The sequence below is a fragment of the uncultured Chitinibacter sp. genome, from assembly GCF_945957625.1.
Taxonomy (GTDB): domain Bacteria; phylum Pseudomonadota; class Gammaproteobacteria; order Burkholderiales; family Chitinibacteraceae; genus Chitinibacter; species Chitinibacter tainanensis.
In genome coordinates, this window is record NZ_CAMFLP010000005.1 from 75,455 (window position 1) to 93,108 (window position 17,654).

Below are 17,654 nucleotides of genomic sequence, written 5' to 3' on the forward strand. Positions count from 1 at the left end.
CCAAGCGACTGCGGGCTGGGAGGCTGCAGTCGACCCAATGCGGCCCTCGGCCATGCTGATGGGTATGGCAGAGTGCTGGCTGCGAGCTGCTGAGCGGGCGGACCAATCGGTTGCTAAGGAGTCGCTCCGCTGGTGAGGGTTAGCTGTCGCGTCCAGAGCGACATCGCTCAAGTTCTTTGCTGAGAAAATCAATCTCATCTTGCATAACTGCAGCACGCTTAAGTAGCTGAGCAATCTGATGCCAGTATTCGTAGCCTAAATCGCCATCTGCTAACGCTAGTTCGTGAATCTTCTGAAGCGCAATGTCCAGATTTATTCGGTTCTCTTGAGACATAATGTCCTTCCCTTCGTTATTAGGAGTACTCATACCTGATGACTCCTTATTTTGAAAATGCAATTAAGTCTGGTCTGACTCATGACAATGCGCACGTATTGGAGTCATCCTGCGACAGTAATGCAAGCCTAGCAACGCAATTGCTCCTACTTGGATATTTTCTCAAACCAAGCTGTGTTTTCTTTAAGTTGTTGTGCATATGATTTGCTACTGTCTGTGGGCTCATTTTTAGAAGGTTGAGGCTTGGACTTTCTTAGGGGTTTTGGTGTTTGTTCTTTTAGCGCTTTTTTCTCTGTGCTATTCAATGAGGCTTGGAGTGCCGCCGCATTTACACAGTCCTGACGTTGCACTGAGAATGTTTCAATTGGACTTGTGTGTTGTATTTCTAGCGGGCACCAGAGGTCTTTGTGCTTTTTTTGTAAACTGGACGAATAAGGTATCTTCGCCAGAAGCTCAATATCTGTACGGTAGACGGCAAAGTCTCTCGACTTATATGCGGATTCAAGCTCTTGTACCCCCACCCCACGTCCATTTTCCATGGCGCGATGGAAGGCAATACTAAGCAATTTGTTTTCCGCGCGAGTAATACCCCCAGTTAATTGATGGATGGCCGCTGCGTCAGACCATGCATCGAACTCAAAAACATCTGGGGCTATTTTCTTGTGCCAATCTAATAGAGTCGCCCAGTCCTTACTGTCTGGAGCTTCCGGGAAAAGTCCCCTTATAGTTCCTAATAAGCGTTGTCGGTCTTCCTGGTTTCTCTCAAGGAGCTTGTATAGCATACTGAAATTCGAAATATAAACTACAGGGAGGCCTATATATCCAAACAGCATTAATAACTGAACAAGCCTTGTGTTTGCTTTGTCACTTTGCGTGAGGAACTGGAATTCATCAACGCCCAAGAATGATAAGCCATCTCTGTAGGCATGTTTTCGCGCCACTTCTGCTAATTTGTTTGACGCGATTCGTTGTCCTGTCAGTAAATAAAATACATCAATTGCCGAAGCCTTAGCCTGAATAGTTAATATTCGATTGCTTTCTAGTCGGAATAGCGTGTTATCAAGCCCCGTGAATGTTCCACTGGAAGGCATAAGGCGCTTTATGGCTTTCAGTACTTGGCTCTTCCCAACACCCGCTAATCCGGTGAGACAGATTGGGTAGCTGAAGTCTGGGAATGGAACATCTTGTCCATAGACTGTAACCATAAACTCTCTTCGTCCCTGATAATGATTTTGAGAGTGGTCTATTGCTAAACCCAACCATTCGGACAAAATTGCAATACATTGTGTGCTGGGAAAAAATACCTCTTCAAGCCTTTTGTTGAATTCTTTACTCGATTGAGTGGGTTTTAATTTGTCGAAATCCATCAAAGGGCGAGGGCGGCGCTCAACCTTTTTCCGTATTTCATCCTTCGACAGATATGGAGTAAACCGCTCGACCCATGGGTTTTCTGCCTCCGTATTAATCATAATTCTTTACGCTTTACAGTATGTTGCTGAACGTCTTGTACCTCTTGGCGTCGGCATTCATTTTTCTTTGCACGGCCATATCGACGCTTGCCCTCTTGCCACTTCATGCCAGTCTGCGATTCGAATTGTTCAATGTATTCAGTGGTGACCGCCGACTTATGAACTCTGAATGCAGAGTTCACTTGAGCTCTTGCCTCATTCCACTGTCCAAGCTCCATGAATGACATGTATAAAAGTTCTGGGTCTTCACGAATCTTCAGCGTTGCGGCCAGTTGCAATATTTGGTGGTCTACCTCAATCCAGATATGTCTGATGCACAGGTCTAATATGTAACCTTGTATGGCTACTTCCTGTTGCCCTGCTTGAGCGAGGCGGTCAAGGAGGCCGCATGCTCTTAGTTCTTTAGAGTCATATCGCCGGCCATCTAGGAATACCCCTTTTTTGCTTGCTTTGACCGTTACCGGGGTAAGAAATGCTCTTACTGCGTCATCTATGCTGATTGGGATTGCAGAGTTTCTGAATCTGGAGTCATAGTGGTTCCAAATTGCTTCTGGAGTAGGGGGAACAAATGCCAATTCTCTATCAATCTCTATTCGTGCGGACATATCGGCTACTTGGTTTTTAGTAATTAGTCTGATGATTTCGCGCCGGCATAAATCGATTGGAGTGTAATTGCTCGTGTGGTAAGTTGGTTGTCCTTGGAGTTTCACGCTGCGTGGATGTGAGGATTCAATAGTGGCTTTTGATTGGCCCGACCATGACTCCACGAGATTTCTAATAACGGGCTTTGCCGATTTGTCTACTAGGTTCAAGCTAGACCCGGGGCCTCTATCAACTTTGTAATGAGGTGGTAAACCTTGACATGGCCAAGTCCCTTTTTCTAGTGACAAGCCCCAAAGGCTGCAAAAAAAATTCTTCGGGACTGCCATGCTAAACAGCATCATGCGGTATGCAGTACCATGCTCGGAACCAAATGAAAAACCGATTCCGAGAAGCATCCCTGATAGTTGGTCACGGCTAGTAACTACACATAATGGTTCGAGAGTGCTGCCTTCGAGATAGCCTTTAGGGCTCTCTTTGGTGAAATAGCCATCGGCTTCTATTTTTTCCACCAAATTGGCAACATCGGCTGAATAACTCCCTAAGGATGGAGCTAGCCTGCTTCGGTGGCGTGTTGAGCCATAGCGGTTTTTTTGGATTTTTCCTAAGCCAAAAGATTTGCCAATTTGGTAGCGAAATTGTCTGAGCGTAGGAAATGGCTTGCCTTCTGGGTGCGAATATACCTTCATCCCGGAAGGTTGCGTAAAGGGGGTGCATCCAAATTCTTTGCGCATGGCATCTTCATAAATTGATTGCATGCTTTTTCCTAAATCCATGTATTTCACATACGCTTTATCACAACGCTCTGCCATTTCCACTGACATTCCATAGCCATATCTTGTTCCATGCGCAAGAGACGGTGCCCCCATTTTCTTGTCAGCAAACTTCTTTCTATCCCAATGTCCAGCTAAATGAAATGCTGGTAGTAATGACCAAAAATTACTGCCAAAACATAAATATGTCAGTACCCAAAGCCGAAATCGAGTTTCATTTTGAGGTGGGGTGGCATTTCGGGCGTATTGATTTAATGTAGCTTCGATATCCTTTGATGCAAATATTGTGGAAATGTTACTTATCGCGCTAGAAATTATTAATAATCGCTGTTCAATTCTCTCTATATGAGTTTTTTTTACATGTAGGCGCAGCGAATCCCTTAGCCCAAGATTTATTCCCTCCAGTGCTTCAAGCCATGGAGGTAATTTTGGCTGTTGCGGAGTTGGCAAAACATAGCCTCGAACAGCAGCCTCCTCAAATTCAGACCTTTCTAAGGCAATTAGCTGTGTCCCAGCTGTTCCTTTCCCTTTCCACTTAAATTTAATTAGCAGAACCCTACTAGTTGGAGCGTGATTAACTAAGAAATGAAATACTTCATTCTTGGTGAATGGTCCAAAACCATCCGGTGCAACTAGTCGCGTTCCAATTAACATGAGCGTGACTCCTTAAACCAGTCAGCATATACATCAAGTATGTCGTTTTCCTCTGGTTTTAGAGGTCGGTTAATTATAATTGGTTCGAAGAGGTTTACCTTTAGGTGACGAAACCAAATTGCTTGGTATAGAATATTCCTACAGTCGTCTAATGAATATTTTCCTGCCCCTATTAGTTTGGCAATTAGTTCATGGGCCGGAGTTTCGCTTGCAATGCACATTCGAAAACGTTCAGTTATTTCATCTTGTTCTTCCTGTGAAATTGAAATTTTTCGTGCATGGTGCAGAAATAATTGTCGCAGATTTGCTACCACATTTTTGTCGATTAATTCAGAAGCCAAAAAAACTGTCCGTATTCCAGCGTCTTGGTAATAGCAATTTTCAATTTCATGTCGCATCAAAACCTTTTCAGTTATTTGCCCGTTTGGTGTGGTATAGCGTTTACTCTCTAATGGTCGTTTGAAAGCATCTTCGCTATCTTTAACTGACCAGTTCAAGCAATAATGGTGGCCGTTTTTGGAGCGCATCGCCCACAGCAAGTCCCCTATAAAAGGGAAAATAACACTACGTGAGGCCCCGGTACTATCTTGAACTTTGATTGAGGGAAGTTGTTCTAAATAGTCAAGGCGTTCTGCTACATCAATAATTCCTTTTAGTGGTTTTGTTCCAATTGGAGTTCCTGATTTAAGATTGTGCAGTGGATGTGGGGCCTCTCCAGAGGAAAATGCGCGCTGTTCTTGGAGGCCAATAACATCAGGGTGATAAAGGCCTAGGAGGGCAGCAGATACTTCCGCGGAGGAAAGTAAGTGAATTTCTCGTCCATGGATTTTTTTTGAAATTATTGTCGTCGCGTGAGAGATGGATGGCGCTTCACCTCTAACCGCACAAATTGCAGGTATGTAGTCAGCTTCCCAGGTTTGATTTGCTTGCCGTTTGATGATAAGCCTAAGCCGCTTTTCATTAGGTCGACGCTGAGCCCTATTTTTTTTCTCTTGAGAGGAGTTTGTCGCCTCAGTCCAAGGAACTTGAGGTAGGGGTGGTAGGGGTGGTAGGGGCAATGAGGAAGCTAATTGCATGATGGTTATCTCCATATCGAGCAAAGTTCATGACGTGCCATATCCTTTCTTGCTGTTTTGGCATGAAAAAAGATGCAACGAGGCCTTGACTTGTCTGCTGAGCTTGGAGATACTGTGATTGTCTAATTCGCAGTATTTCTTGTGTCAACAGATAAAGCCGGATAAGCCAAAAGGTGAGTCCGGTTTTTTTTTGTCTACATTTTGTATTCCTCCTTTATCATTTTCATTCTTTTATTGCTTGGTGCCGCTAGTCTTGTGGCTCATGAAGGCTTGTGGCATTGCATTGCTTAATGCCAAGAGCTACGGCTATTTTATGGCTCTGCCCCCTGAGGCATTTTCTTCTTCCTTCAAGAATTTGGTACACCAAGGTTACCGAGAAGCCTTTAGCACGCGCCCACTCTGCAACGGAAACCCCATTGGCCTCGAAGTATTTGCGTGCAAACTTGACAGTTTCTGTATTTAATTGTATACTATTCACTGGTGCTTCCTCTTTGTTGAGGGTTTTAGCGTTCAATTGTAGCGCAATCCTCTCTTTTTGTCCATGATTGTATGGTTTTGTATGCATGACTGAGTTCTGCCCTAAGATTGCAAGTGGTTTTGGTGTGCGTCTTGCCAACGAACGAAAACGATTGAAGCTAAGTCAAGCAGCGTTGGCTGAGCGATGTGGGATACAGCGTTTGGCTCAAAGTCAATATGAGAGGGAAGTCAGTTCCCCAACGTTGCGTTACCTGGCTTTAGCCGCAGAGGCAGGCGTGGACCTTCATCGATTACTATTTGGAGATTCACAAGTCACAAAGCATTTATGTGGTGATGAACAGTACCGAATTGAACGATTAGCATTTGAAGAAGTAGAGAAGTATGTGATGCAGCAACCCGAAGGTTATTTTGGTGCGGAAGCGCGTTTCGCGTTATTTCAACTCTTCAAATCACAGCTACAGCCGAAAATCTGAGAGTGGTCGCGGTCGCCAAATGGGTTCGTATTGTTAGCAGATAGGTACGGTTTTTTCTTGTTTATCATCTAATTTTGCTCTGGTTTGGTGCTGCTCTCCAAATAACATTCCATCCTCTCTATGGTTTACCTTAAAAAAATATCCTGTAGCAACCAAAACTGAGCTAGTAGCTCAGCGCAATTCCATGACTATTTTTCCAAAAGTGCTACCTGATGAGTTTATTCTCGGATATTGGGGGCGCATTCATCTTCTAAATACATTTCCGACATCAGAAGACACGATTAACGCTCTTATTGAGCAATTTAATCCCCCCGCTGGTGGTTCTCGACGTTTTGAAGCACTTGCTTGTTCAGCCAACTTGAATGACAGAGAGTTCGCCCAAAATCATTCGTTAATACCATCTTTGCTAGCTATGACTTCCAATAAGGCTGGTATGCTCCACAGCTTAGTCAATACTCCAGCAGTCATTCGCAGGAATTGGCGGCTATTGCAAAAGCCCGCCGCGTATTTCTGCCCTGCATGTGCTGAGTTTCAGCAGTCGCAATGGGGCTTCTCTTATTGGATGAGACGGCATCAGCTATTAGGCGTTGATTGGTGCGTAGAGCACGGGACTTCGCTCCGGTCGTGTGATGAAAGCGCATTTATACTTAAATTGCCTTCGCAGATTGGAGATTCCGAACTTGTTGCTGAGCCGGATGTGAATGAAATATCCAAACCTATTTTGAAGCGCTATTCGCAAATTATGGTTGCTCTTCTTCGTGGGCGATTACGCATAAATCTATCTGACGCTGGAAATATTGTTCGACCTCTTGCAATGGCTAAAGGACTTAGTACGCGCCAACGTCCAACTTCTCAATATTTAAGTGATTATGCCGTTGATGTTTTGCCCATCTCATGGCTGAGAAAGTTGTTTCCTAAGCTCGAAATGAAGCAAGCTAATGAAAAATATACGCCATTGGATAACACAGTGCTCGCAGTTTCCGCTCGTACGCACGCTTATGCATTGGCAATGGCACTGCTATATGAATCCAGTGAGGTAGCTCTGACTGCGCTTTACCAGCAAGCCGGCCGTCGAAATCCCGTAAATCTAAATTGATTTGATGTTTATACTGAAGTGGATAACTTGAGTGTAGGAGGGGAATGTGGCCGTCGAAGAAACTGCCGCCGCTACGGGAGTAATTCGCTTTCCTGAGTCGAGTGCTTGCCAGCCTCAGCCGTTTTGCGGAGAGTCGCTATATAGTTGGTGTGCTCGTTATCATCGCTTGAATGGGTACCAAAACCCCCACTCTACAAGTCAGGTATTATTTGGTCATCCCGATGCCGGATTAGGCGCCGGATTTCCATATCATTTACGCTATTTTCAAACCTGCACTCAACAACAGTTGGGTACACTTGATGAGCTGGTTAAGCAGCGTACGCTTGTTGGATTCTTCGCGCCTTTTTTGTCGTCAACAGAAATGGCGAAAATTACCTACCAGCTTTCAATAGGTAACAGCAATCCAATTCAAAAATTCTTGGGCTTGCAAAAGGCAGGCCAAGCAACTAGGTCAGCACTGTTTTTTTGCCCTCACTGCATGGCCGAGCAATTGGACATGTCCGCAGTCTCTTGGTGGCAAACCAAACATATGTGGCCCACAATCGGCTTTTGCGTTCGGCACGATTGTTTGTTGCGCCAGGTGTCGGATGAATTCCTCAATACTTCTCAAGCGTATCTGTTGCAGCATGAGTTAACAGATATCCAATTAAATCCAGTTCCGCAAGTCTCAACAAATCTGCGTCGGCTCTTTAAGAGTCTTGTCACTTGGACCCACGCGTTAGAACTGCGCGCAGGGAATCAATTGATTGATTCATTCTTGCGATTTGCCTATCTGATGCAGGCCAATCAACGCGGGTGGCTGGCCTTGGATGGGTCACTTCGTTTGAAGGTTTTGCAAGACTCATTCATTGCACATTGCGGTCAGCTTGGCGATTTTCCTTCCTTTAGCTTTATCAATAGTGCTGACCGTGTGAATGGCGGATTCCTTAGCGGGTTATTGCATAAGTATGCAGGGCGACGGCACCCATCGAAACACATTCTTCTGATGAATTTCCTTTTTTCTGAGCCGGATGAGTTTTTCGATACATATACGACAGTTTCCGCGGTCATTGAGAATGATGGAATACAAGGGGCTCAAAAGTTATTGACTGACCGCAGCGCGAAACTCGTAAACCTAATTGAAAAATCCCAGGCATCAGTAACTACAGTTGCCGAGCAGCTCAATATTCCCGCTAGTGAAGCTCTCGCGCATTTGAATCGTAGGTATGGCGTGGCACGTGTTAGGCAACCACATATAGTAGGTACATCACGAGAAGGCCTGCTGTGTAACATGCTTCAACGGGGGGTTAGTCGAAGTGAAATATCTAAAGCTTTGGCAATCCGCAGAGCCTATATTAAAGATTATTTGGCGCAGCGGCCAACGCTTAAGGAGCAATGGACTCGTGCTCATCGAGCAAAAGAAACGGAGAGTCATCGCGTTCAGTTGCTAACTACTTTGGCTGCGCACCCAGAGCTCCCCATTAAGCAAATACGTTTGTTGCCTGGTAATGGATTTCAGTGGCTCTACAACAATGACAGGGAGTGGCTTCAACAAGTTTTGCCTGCGATTTGGCGGCGGTAGAAAACTATTAGGTTTGGTGTCTAGGTGCTCAGAAAAATCAAGGAGTTGTTTTGCGTTTTTGGCATGAAATTGCGGCAGATATCCAATAATAGGAAGTAGCCAACGACAACCGATAGTTATATCGGAGCCGGATAGGTTAGCTAAAGCAGTGATGATGTTGATGGGCTCTGGGTGCTTTTTTGCCATTGGCACCCAAGCTTCATCTTTATACATCTGGTAGGACGCTTTCACCTGAGATAAATATGTACTCCAATTATCAGCTTGCAGGGAACACGCTGCTTCATGTATTGCATTTGACTTTGCCAACTGATAAATCCATAAACAAACTTGAATACACCCAATATCATCAAAATTTCATTTCAATTGTTTACTTCTATTAATGATTTCGGTTAAATTTCGGCAAGGTTTATGAATAATAAGTTCTGACTTCTATTCAATGCATCTACAGAGATTAATCTTGGTTGTATTTATTTAAGGTAATTTGCAACTTCATCCTCATTTTTTAAAATAATCTGTTGAGCTTGTGGTGTGGTGGCTTCTCGGCCAGAAAAACCTAGGTGTTTCAGTAAATAGAAAAGCAAGGCCTGTCGGCAATCTAGACGCACCTCACTGTTTTGCATGCCATAATCGAGCTCAATGACTTTACGTTGTTCTATTGGTAAGTCTGGGTGGGGGGCAATTACAAGTGACACTTGGGTATGCCATGCGAAGTCATCTTGGATAGTTACAGTAGATACAACTCCCGCCTCAATGCTGATAATTCGTGAAATGACAAAATCACGGAACGACTGTCGTAAATGACAGAAGGCTCTCACATGCCAGCGAAAACCATCAAATACTAGAGAATGTGGAGACAGGGTTCTAGTTTCCGCATCTACCGATGAAAGTGACTGGTACTTCACAACTACTGTTTCTTGATTTCTAACTGCGTGCAACAAACAACCAAGGGTCTCTGCTGAAACTATTCTGACTGGAATGGGTATTAAGCCTACAGGTGGTGCCCACCCCAAAAACACTCCACCGCCAGAAGAAAGGCCTGACGCATCAATGAGTAGGTCATTCAAATATCTTTGTGGGTTATCTATGTTGTAAAGAGCTTCAAATTGAGCTCCCGTTAAATATGTACGGGCACTTGAATCATAGTGGATGTTGCCTGGTGCAAGTTCAGTATATCTGGCTATGTCTAGCGAAGCTTGAGGCACGGAAATGCCAAAAAAATCTATGAGGTCTGACCGATTCAGGTGCCCATCCCACCTCAGGCGGTAATCGATAAATTCAAGTCGCCTCTCCTGACTCCAACGCGCAGAACCCCGTGAAGCACTGCTTGATGAACTGTTTTGTGTAGTTGTCTTTGATTTCATATTCACAGTCTAACTTGAATATAAAAACTATACGAGTATAGTTTTTATACGTACAATGCAATGGTGATGTTTTTTACAACCAATCGCGAATAAGATTTCAAGACTTGAAATGGAACAATCCTCAGATTTGCCACATCAAGCAATGATAGATTCCACTGACTCTATCATCGAACTGCTGGACCTCTCCAAGCAGCAACGCAACTTGCTCCTGTTGCGTCCACTTTTCCAGCTTGAACTCAATAAACACAGTATCGGAACGGAAAGTGACGGGCCTCAGCCACTGTTTAAGCACATTGATACACATTATTTGGTTCTCACTGCGTTAGACCTGATGATGGAAGGTACAACTATTCAGATGGGAAGCACTTCTAAGGAGCTTCTCGATAGATTGAAGCAAGTGGCTAAAGCGATGAAGCCAAGTCTCAAGGAGGTGCAGGCGCATCGAGTAGCTGAAGTTATCCTCGATACTTTAGATAATAAGAGCAACTCTTACCGAGAATTTGTCTTTGATTATTTCCACGGAGCGGCTCGAGAAACAAAGACAATCAATTTCAGATTGGTAAGTTACGAACCCGACCTAGAAGATGTGTATCGTTATCGCCCAACTGCGGAGGGTTATCTCGTTTATCTAGGCATGCTCGACCTAGCGCCCGAAGACGCTCAAGAAATGATGGAGAAGATGCTTGACCTACTTGTTCAACGAGGACGTTTCGACGCAGCACTAGAATTTGCAAAGCGGGCACGCACACTTTCACTTGAATACCGACAATTCATTCGTGACCGATTAATGCAAGCCTTTCGTGCCCCTGGTTCAGTTAATTGGACGAAAGAAGTTGCACCTAAACTCCAAGATGCACGTACTCATGTTGTTGCCCGTCAGGTGGAGGACCAGCGAATGACGGAAGCCGTACGTGGAGCCTTGTTGTCCGCTGAAGAGTCAAAAACTCGACAGGACCTAGCAAAGTTGTTGAAGACTTTGGAGGGGGCAAGTTTAATTCGCTCAAACCTTGTTAGTGACATTACCGTAGCACCAGACAAGTTTCTGCACGCGCAGCGGGCTCTCTTCCGCGCACGTAGTCCATCGGGACTGCCAGACTTAGAAACCCGACTTCTACCGGACCTGCTTAAACTCAGTAACTCTGTATTAACTGAGCGAGCAGATGATGCAATTTGTGGAATGTATCCAGCCAAATGGCCCAAGGTATACGGGTTAAATGCCATTTTTGGGCTGTTATTAGAACGCAGAATCGAAGTAGTAGAGTCAGATGATGATGGAGGTGAACTTGAGCCTTTCGTTCCTCCTCTCGAACAGTTTGCGCCTGCACTTATCAATGATGTGCAGGCTTGGGTGACAAATAAATTCAAGGTGCCGTGCACATACAGTGTCGATGAGTTGTTGGTCATTGCAGAAGCTGAAGGTTTTAACCGCATCAAACAACGCTGCCTCGTATTAATGATGTTCAGAAGTTTCTCTCAAGCAGAAACACTCTTTCCCTATATGCGCGCCGAAGCAGAGGGACGATTTGAGCGGGACATCGCTGAAGGTTCAAATTTACATTTTTCCCCAATTGAAGGGAACAAACTATGACAGCACTAGGCTTAACGCCACGCAATGCTTCGAGACTCGTCTATAAGGCTATACAGTCAGGGCTATCGCCAGTTAACGACTCACAATACCGTGAACTTCTTGACCTTTATAGGGCGGAGCCTAGCTTTTCAACTATGGTTGCTGATATTGCTGAAGGCCTTGAACTGACTGTTCTCGATTTCAGCGAGCGAGGCCTAGTGATTGTGCCATCATCACGCGATAGTAAGTTTGCGATGCGAATTGGCGACTTACGAGCCAACCTTAAGCCCGAACAAAAAGCGGGACTCGTCCTTGCTCACGTAGCAATAGCTGCGGTGTTTTATCCGACTACTAGTGGTTTGGAGGATGACCGTTTCATTGCACCTCCCTCAAGCCTTGCACAGTTTCGCGATACATTACTGATGCTTGCTCGACGCTTGAAAGATGCCGAGCTTGAGGGCGACCAAAAAGATATTCCAGAAGAACTATCTCACGGCTGGCAACTTATTTGCGCTTTACCCCTAATGTTACCTGGCGCTCAACGTGCGTCACCTGCATCGATAACAGGCCTTATTAATATCGCGCTCACTCATATGGAGACAGGCGGTTTAGTGCGAATTGATAGAGAATCTGCAGACGAATCTATGGCGACTTACACACCAACCCACCGCTTACAGGTGCAGCTCCGTGACCTGACTCTCCGGCGTCTTTTCGAAATTGCTCAAGATGGTAACTCGGGAGTCAGAGGCTAATCATGCAAAAAATCTCACGCATTTACGTAGGTGGCTATGGTATCGATATGGCTTGGTATGATGGCGTAACTTTCGACCTGACTGACCCTGCAACAGGTGAACCAACAGACACGATTCTAAACCTCGAAAATGGAGGGGGTAAAACAACGCTGTTGAGTTTTGTGTTTTCATGCTTTGACACACCAGTTGAACGATTCTTAAAACATATCCAAAACAAAAACCACCGTTTCAGTCAGTATTTTTCTCGCGATGGTCAGCCCGGCATCATTCTCATCGAGTGGGTAATGCCACCCCGTGTGGCAGGAGGAAAACCGTATTATCTAGTTATTGGTCAGGCAGTTGCAGTCAAGACTGGAATAGAACGAGACGAAGTTGAGCGAATCTTCTTTAGTTTTGAAGCCAACAGTGCTCTTGGTTTTCAATCGGTTCCAGCACCAAAACTGAATTATGCCCCAGTCAGCAACATGCTTGAACTTTCGCGCTGGATTCACGATGCGCACAAGTTATCTTCTGATTTTTTTCAAACGCGTGTTCAGCATGATTGGCAGCAACACTTGCGTGAAGAGCGCCTCATCGACATTGATATGTTGAAGTTGCAGGTCAACTTCTCAGCACAGGAAGGAGGGATTGATACTGGCTTCCTTAATTTCAATTCGGAACCAGAATTTATCCGGAAGTTTTTTGGCTTAACTCTTGATGATGGCATGGCGGCATCTGTACGCCAAAGCGTAGTCGATGTCTGCGACAAACTTCGGCGTAAACCGCATTTGCAGAAGTGCCTGACCGAACTCTCCCGATTACGTACAACATTACTTGCATTTAAGGATGCTGCTTTGTTGTACAGCATAGCTAGCGACGAACAAGACAAGACAAGGCATCTAGGAGCCAGGGTCAAAAAAGGGCTTGATATGCTCGCTAACAAATTTCGCTTAGAAGAGAAAGAGGCATTAGTTAAACAGGAAGAGAAATCTAAGCTGGCCATCGAGCAAACTAATCTGTCTAAGAAATATACTGCCGAGATAACTACATTAAAGTTGTTGCAACTTACTAGAACATTAGAGGCCATTATTGAGCGCAAATACGCCGCAGAAATTGCAGCAGATACTGCAAGAGATACCCTATTTAGAGTAAATGCGGCCAAGGCACACTCGGAAATTGCAGCTTTAGAAAAACGTTTGGTAGAGCTAGGTAATAATTCAATTGCCGCTCGTGAGCAACTTGAACCTTGGAAAGATAAGGTTGAAGTTCAAGGAATGCTGCTGCGAAATGCGCTCCTACTTGCGGAAAATGAGTTACATACCCAACTTAATAATGTCTTAACGACAGAGAATCAGGCTGAGGCAAGTCTCAAAAATATTGAACAACAGCTTAAAGACCTTGAAACGGCTGCACGAAGCCTCAGCTCAGAAGAAGCAGCCCTTACAAACGCTGAAGAGGCATATTGGTCCTCCCTGAATCAGCTTATTAATGAGAATATTATTAAAGAGGGCGAATCGACCTCGGAAGCCTTAGCGCGTTATGAAAATATCGCAATAGAGCAGCTTAAACTCGAGGAAAAGTATAACTTAGATGCGATAACACTTAAGACCCAGGGGCAGGAAGCCAGAAGCAACGCTAATAAAGCGCAAGTTCATGCAGTTACAATAGCAGCTGATTTACCTCAACTCCAAAAATTCGTTGCAGAAGGAGAGAGTGAGCGAGAGAAATTTGAACAAAACCCTATTCTGCGACAGGTTGCTGATGCTGATACAGCAAACCCCGATTCACCGATACTGCTACCTGAGCTTGAGCGATTCATATTGGCAGAAGAGCGTTCTGTCGCGCAATGCGAAGTGCAGTTATCGACCCTTCATGCAAGCCGAAGTGCTATTACGCAAACTGGTGTTGCAGGTGATTCCTGTGATGTTAATAAAGTTGTGGCTAGCCTTCATGCCAAGGGTGTGAAATCCGCTAAGCCCTATAACATTTATCTAGCCGATGCGATTCCAGATGCATCTACAGCACGAGCCATAGTCCTTAGTAATCCGTCGCGTTTTTTAGGTGTTTCTGTTGCATCAAGCGAGTTGGAATCCGCACGTGAAATTACCGCCCAAAATTTGCAGCTAGATACGCCAGTAATGGTCTCAGTGAACTCACTTGAACCCGATACGTTGGAAGCTAACCGTTTTGTATTGTCAGCGGACAATGACGCCGCATTCAACCAAGAAGCAGCTCAAGAATTACTGCAACAACTTGATGAGCGGATAGCTAACATTGATAGTCTTAGGAATGCACATGCATCTCGGTTGAAAGAAGCATTGGGGATAAAGGAACAATTACTAGCATACGAAAAGCGTTTTGGTGGTGAAATACTAGCCCGTGCTCGCATAGACATTGAGCGTCTTCAGCAAGAGTCAGAAGCGGCACTTATACAATCTGCGATTTATGAAGAACAGGCCAAGGAGTATGAGCAGCAAGCTGAGATTGCTATGCGGGCTAAAAATAGTTGCAGCAAAGCAGCACATACAGCCGACATGCATCAAAAAACTATAAGTCGGTTCAGCACACAGCATGATGCAAGCAGGCCCGCTAGGCTCATTCGCTTACGGTGTATTCCTAGTGTTCGCCTGGAACAGGATATGCAGCGGGTAGAGCTAACAACAGAACAAACTAATGTTACTGAGACGAAGCTAGAGGCTTTCAAACTCAAGGTTGAGTTAGAAGCCAAAGCAAAGGAACGGCAAAATGAGCGTCTGGCAGTAACCTATTGAAGAGAGGATATACAGTCAGCTGGGCTGCAGTTAGCGCAACACCAAACATTGGAAGAGTTGCGAGTCTTTTATGCAGATGCTGAAAAAGTTTATTCCACTGAGGCAAATCAACGTCTTGGATTGCTGCAATATAAAGAAGAAGAAGCGAAGACTAACCTTACACAGCAGCTACAGAATTTTGCGATAGAATTTTCCGATTTAAATCTGGATGATTTTGCACCTTATCTTTCCGTTCTGGATTTTTCAACGAAAATTCAAGAATGCACTGAGGCGCATGAGAGCGCAGAAAAGATAAAGAATCAAATTGCTCATGAAGAGACCGCGGCAAGTACGACACGCCAAATTTTCCAAAAGGAAAATCGCCCAGTTGAGCCACCTACAATCGAAATGCTATCTCTTGACGAAGTAGAACTAGAAAGCTGCTTAGCCAGCACAAACAGGAAACAAACAGAAGCTGCTCAGGCTGCAGCAGATGCATTAACTGCACTAGAATGTTATAAATTAGCTAGTCAAAATGCAAAAGATAAGGTGCGCAGTGCAGAACAAGCGGCAGATAACCTTCAGGCGGCGCTTGACCTATCTGGGTATCTTGACGTTGATGCTGAAACTCCAGACGAAGCGTTTGAAAAGCAAACAACCGAGCTAATCGCCGACTATCAACAAAAGAACAAAAAAACTGCGAGCACACGCACTGCAGCTTTAAAAGCTTTCGATTCCCTCAAATCTGAAGCATCGACCCCAGCACTTCAGGAAGTTGAACCGGACATAGCTAGCCAGCTTTTACAGAATGAGTTTGAAGCTGCATGCATGGATAGCGTACGTCATCTTGAAGGACTTGATGACCGTATTGGCACGATACAATCGAGCCTAGATGGTATGCAGGGAGATTTTGACGCATGTCTGGGTGAGCTTCTTAATCTTTCAAGTTCGGCCATCGCAATGCTTAGCTCAGCATGTGCTAACAAGCGCATACCTGCAAATGCGCCTTACGTGGGTGGAAAACTTATTCTAAAAATGCGTGCACGCTTCAATGAGCTTGGTAACGACCTGCGGAGACAACATCTTGGCAACTATCTTGATAGCCTAATTGATTCGAAAATTGTTCCTGCAAAAGGAGCTGAACTTATCGCTGATGCTGTGCTACGCATTCACGGCAAGCCATTGGGCTTACAAATGCTAAAGATGGTTCCAGATGAGGCACTTCAATATGTCGCAGTGGATAAAATCCAAAATTCTGGCGGCGAAGGTGTTGTAATGGCAATGTTCCTTTATATGCTAATTAATCAGTTACGAGCTGAGACACAAGCGAAACTCAAGAAAGTCGGTGGTGGGCCACTCATATTAGATAATCCGTTTGCCAAAGCGACAACACCAACCCTATGGCAAGCTCAAAGATTGCTAGCTCAGGCGATGGATGTTCAGCTTATATTCGCCACGGCGCTCCCTGACTACAACACTGTGGGCGAATTCAGCCGTTTTGTTCGGTTGAGAAAAGCTGGTAAGAATACTAAAACCGGGCGTTGGCATCTTGAAGCCGTCGATTTCAAACTCAAAGAACAACTCCTAATCGAGGCTACAGCATGAGTGACTCGTTTTTATCTGTCCTAGAGAATGCCTCTCGAAAGCGGATTGTGCTGGACGATGTTCGGCGCGCGTTCTTTGATGCTCATCCAGAAACCATAACTGCGCCAAATCGTAATGCTCTTTTACTTGAACGTCTAAGAGCACTTGAAAAAGCATGCTGCATCAAACTCCCAGCGGCAGGGAATTGGGAAAAAGTTGGCAACCCGCCCTTGCCAAAGTGGGTACAAGTGACTGGCAGTGAAACTTCAACTCCGATTTTTGAAGACTATGCCTCGGTCGCATGGGTCCCCGAACTTGGTTTTTGGCCAGAATTGAAACTTCCTGCACTAGAAACCGCACGGTTAATAAATGACTACCTACTTAGCCATCGCAATAAATTAAGATTGGTCCCAATTAAAGAGCGCTCGCTAGAGATATTCGGGGATGAAAAACGCCTGGATTCGTTACGTGCCAGCGGTAGCGCTACCCTTTTTGGAGGTCGCCTTCCTTTATCGGTCTTGGGCGCCTTTGTTGTACCATCACCATTACCGTACCGCATGAGCAACGTAGTCGGAGCACCTGTTTTAATAGTCGAAAATCACAACAGCTTTTGGAGTTTCGGTGAATGGAACCAACATGCTAAGCGCTATTCAGCAGTAGTCTATGGTTCAGGCAAGGCTTTTCAGGGAAGTGGTAATGCGCTTGAGCAGGTGCTTATTGAAGTTGGCGGTGTAGGTGCTCAGTATCTCGGCGACCTAGACCCTGCTGGAGTTCGTATACCAATAGAATTTAATCGCACTAGTTCATCCGCTCGCTCCATGGTTGCACCTGCAATTGAGCTTTATCGCTGGCTACTTGAAAACGGACACAAACGGGTATTAAGCGAACGGCATAACGGGTTTAGGTCCTTAGCTGAAGAATGGTTAGGCAATGAGCTTGGTTCAGAGCTTAGCGAACTATGGATATCTGGACATTGGATTCCTCAGGAAGCCCTCGGATTTGAAAGACTGATGGAAACACCAATGGAATTTTAGCTACGTGGCTGAAATGAAATACCCCAGAGCTACTTATAAGCGTTATTGCTCTGGCGGCGAATTGTTACCCGAAAAATATGGATTTCACTTGTAAGTTTTCTAAGTTTTTCGAGG

At 45.0% G+C, this 17,654-nt stretch carries 14 protein-coding genes; 8 read left to right on the top strand and 6 right to left on the bottom strand.

Annotated elements, in window-relative coordinates; translation table 11 throughout:
* Nucleotides 1-139: 139 nt before the first annotated feature.
* The 5 genes from QV747_RS08135 to QV747_RS08155 all read right to left on the bottom strand — a co-directional run bounded on the left by QV747_RS08135 (nucleotide 140) and on the right by QV747_RS08155 (nucleotide 5,471).
* Nucleotides 140-367: a hypothetical protein gene (locus QV747_RS08135; protein WP_273432128.1), complete on the bottom strand. Its 228-nt coding sequence runs from the start codon at nucleotides 365-367 to the stop codon at nucleotides 140-142.
* Nucleotides 368-480: 113 nt separating this feature from the next.
* On the bottom strand, nucleotides 481-1,803 hold the full coding sequence (locus QV747_RS08140; RefSeq protein WP_273432126.1) for a hypothetical protein: 1,323 nt from the start codon (nucleotides 1,801-1,803) through the stop codon (nucleotides 481-483).
* Complete coding sequence (locus QV747_RS08145) at nucleotides 1,800-3,830, bottom strand: hypothetical protein (RefSeq protein ID WP_273432124.1); 2,031 nt, start codon at nucleotides 3,828-3,830, stop codon at nucleotides 1,800-1,802. Before QV747_RS08145 ends, QV747_RS08140 begins: the two co-directional genes overlap by 4 nt.
* Nucleotides 3,824-4,906 (bottom strand): hypothetical protein, encoded by a 1,083-nt coding sequence (locus QV747_RS08150; protein WP_273432122.1) that lies wholly within the window; start codon nucleotides 4,904-4,906, stop codon nucleotides 3,824-3,826. Before QV747_RS08150 ends, QV747_RS08145 begins: the two co-directional genes overlap by 7 nt.
* A 247-nt stretch (nucleotides 4,907-5,153) precedes the next feature.
* On the bottom strand, nucleotides 5,154-5,471 hold the full coding sequence (locus tag QV747_RS08155) for a DNA-binding protein (RefSeq protein WP_273432121.1): 318 nt from the start codon (nucleotides 5,469-5,471) through the stop codon (nucleotides 5,154-5,156).
* Between QV747_RS08155 and QV747_RS08160 the strand changes: the two genes are divergently transcribed.
* The 3 genes from QV747_RS08160 (at nucleotide 5,470) to QV747_RS08170 (ending at nucleotide 8,513) form a co-directional block, all read left to right on the top strand.
* A complete protein-coding gene (locus QV747_RS08160) occupies nucleotides 5,470-5,856 on the top strand; it encodes a helix-turn-helix domain-containing protein (RefSeq protein ID WP_273432119.1) in 387 nt (128 codons plus the stop codon). The genes QV747_RS08155 and QV747_RS08160 overlap by 2 nt on opposite strands.
* Nucleotides 5,857-6,040: 184 nt before the next feature.
* On the top strand, nucleotides 6,041-6,952 hold the full coding sequence (locus QV747_RS08165; RefSeq protein ID WP_273432117.1) for a TniQ family protein: 912 nt from the start codon (nucleotides 6,041-6,043) through the stop codon (nucleotides 6,950-6,952).
* 46 nt (nucleotides 6,953-6,998) lie between these two features.
* On the top strand, nucleotides 6,999-8,513 hold the full coding sequence (locus tag QV747_RS08170; protein ID WP_288791495.1) for a TnsD family Tn7-like transposition protein: 1,515 nt from the start codon (nucleotides 6,999-7,001) through the stop codon (nucleotides 8,511-8,513).
* Nucleotides 8,514-8,980: 467 nt separating this feature from the next.
* Here the strand turns inward: QV747_RS08170 and QV747_RS08175 are convergent, their stop codons facing one another.
* The gene (locus QV747_RS08175) at nucleotides 8,981-9,874 is read right to left on the bottom strand and encodes a WYL domain-containing protein (protein WP_273432013.1); all 894 of its coding nucleotides are present in this window, start codon (nucleotides 9,872-9,874) and stop codon (nucleotides 8,981-8,983) included.
* 109 nt (nucleotides 9,875-9,983) lie between these two features.
* Here QV747_RS08175 and QV747_RS08180 point away from each other — a divergent pair, with 109 nt between their 5' ends.
* Genes QV747_RS08180 through QV747_RS08200 form a run of 5 tightly spaced genes read left to right on the top strand, consistent with a single transcriptional unit; the run spans nucleotide 9,984 to nucleotide 17,540 of the window.
* A complete protein-coding gene (locus tag QV747_RS08180) occupies nucleotides 9,984-11,462 on the top strand; it encodes a hypothetical protein (protein WP_273432015.1) in 1,479 nt (492 codons plus the stop codon).
* Entirely contained in the window at nucleotides 11,459-12,193 is a 735-nt protein-coding gene (locus QV747_RS08185; protein WP_273432018.1) for a hypothetical protein, read from the top strand. Before QV747_RS08180 ends, QV747_RS08185 begins: the two co-directional genes overlap by 4 nt.
* Nucleotides 12,194-12,195: 2 nt before the next feature.
* Nucleotides 12,196-14,943 (top strand): hypothetical protein, encoded by a 2,748-nt coding sequence (locus tag QV747_RS08190; RefSeq protein WP_273432021.1) that lies wholly within the window; start codon nucleotides 12,196-12,198, stop codon nucleotides 14,941-14,943.
* A 48-nt stretch (nucleotides 14,944-14,991) separates the two neighbouring features.
* Nucleotides 14,992-16,527, top strand: a complete 1,536-nt coding sequence (locus QV747_RS08195; protein ID WP_273432023.1) for a hypothetical protein — start codon at nucleotides 14,992-14,994, stop codon at nucleotides 16,525-16,527.
* Nucleotides 16,524-17,540, top strand: a complete 1,017-nt coding sequence (locus tag QV747_RS08200) for a Wadjet anti-phage system protein JetD domain-containing protein (protein ID WP_273432025.1) — start codon at nucleotides 16,524-16,526, stop codon at nucleotides 17,538-17,540. The genes QV747_RS08195 and QV747_RS08200 overlap by 4 nt, the downstream gene beginning before the upstream one ends.
* Nucleotides 17,541-17,654: the final 114 nt, after the last annotated feature.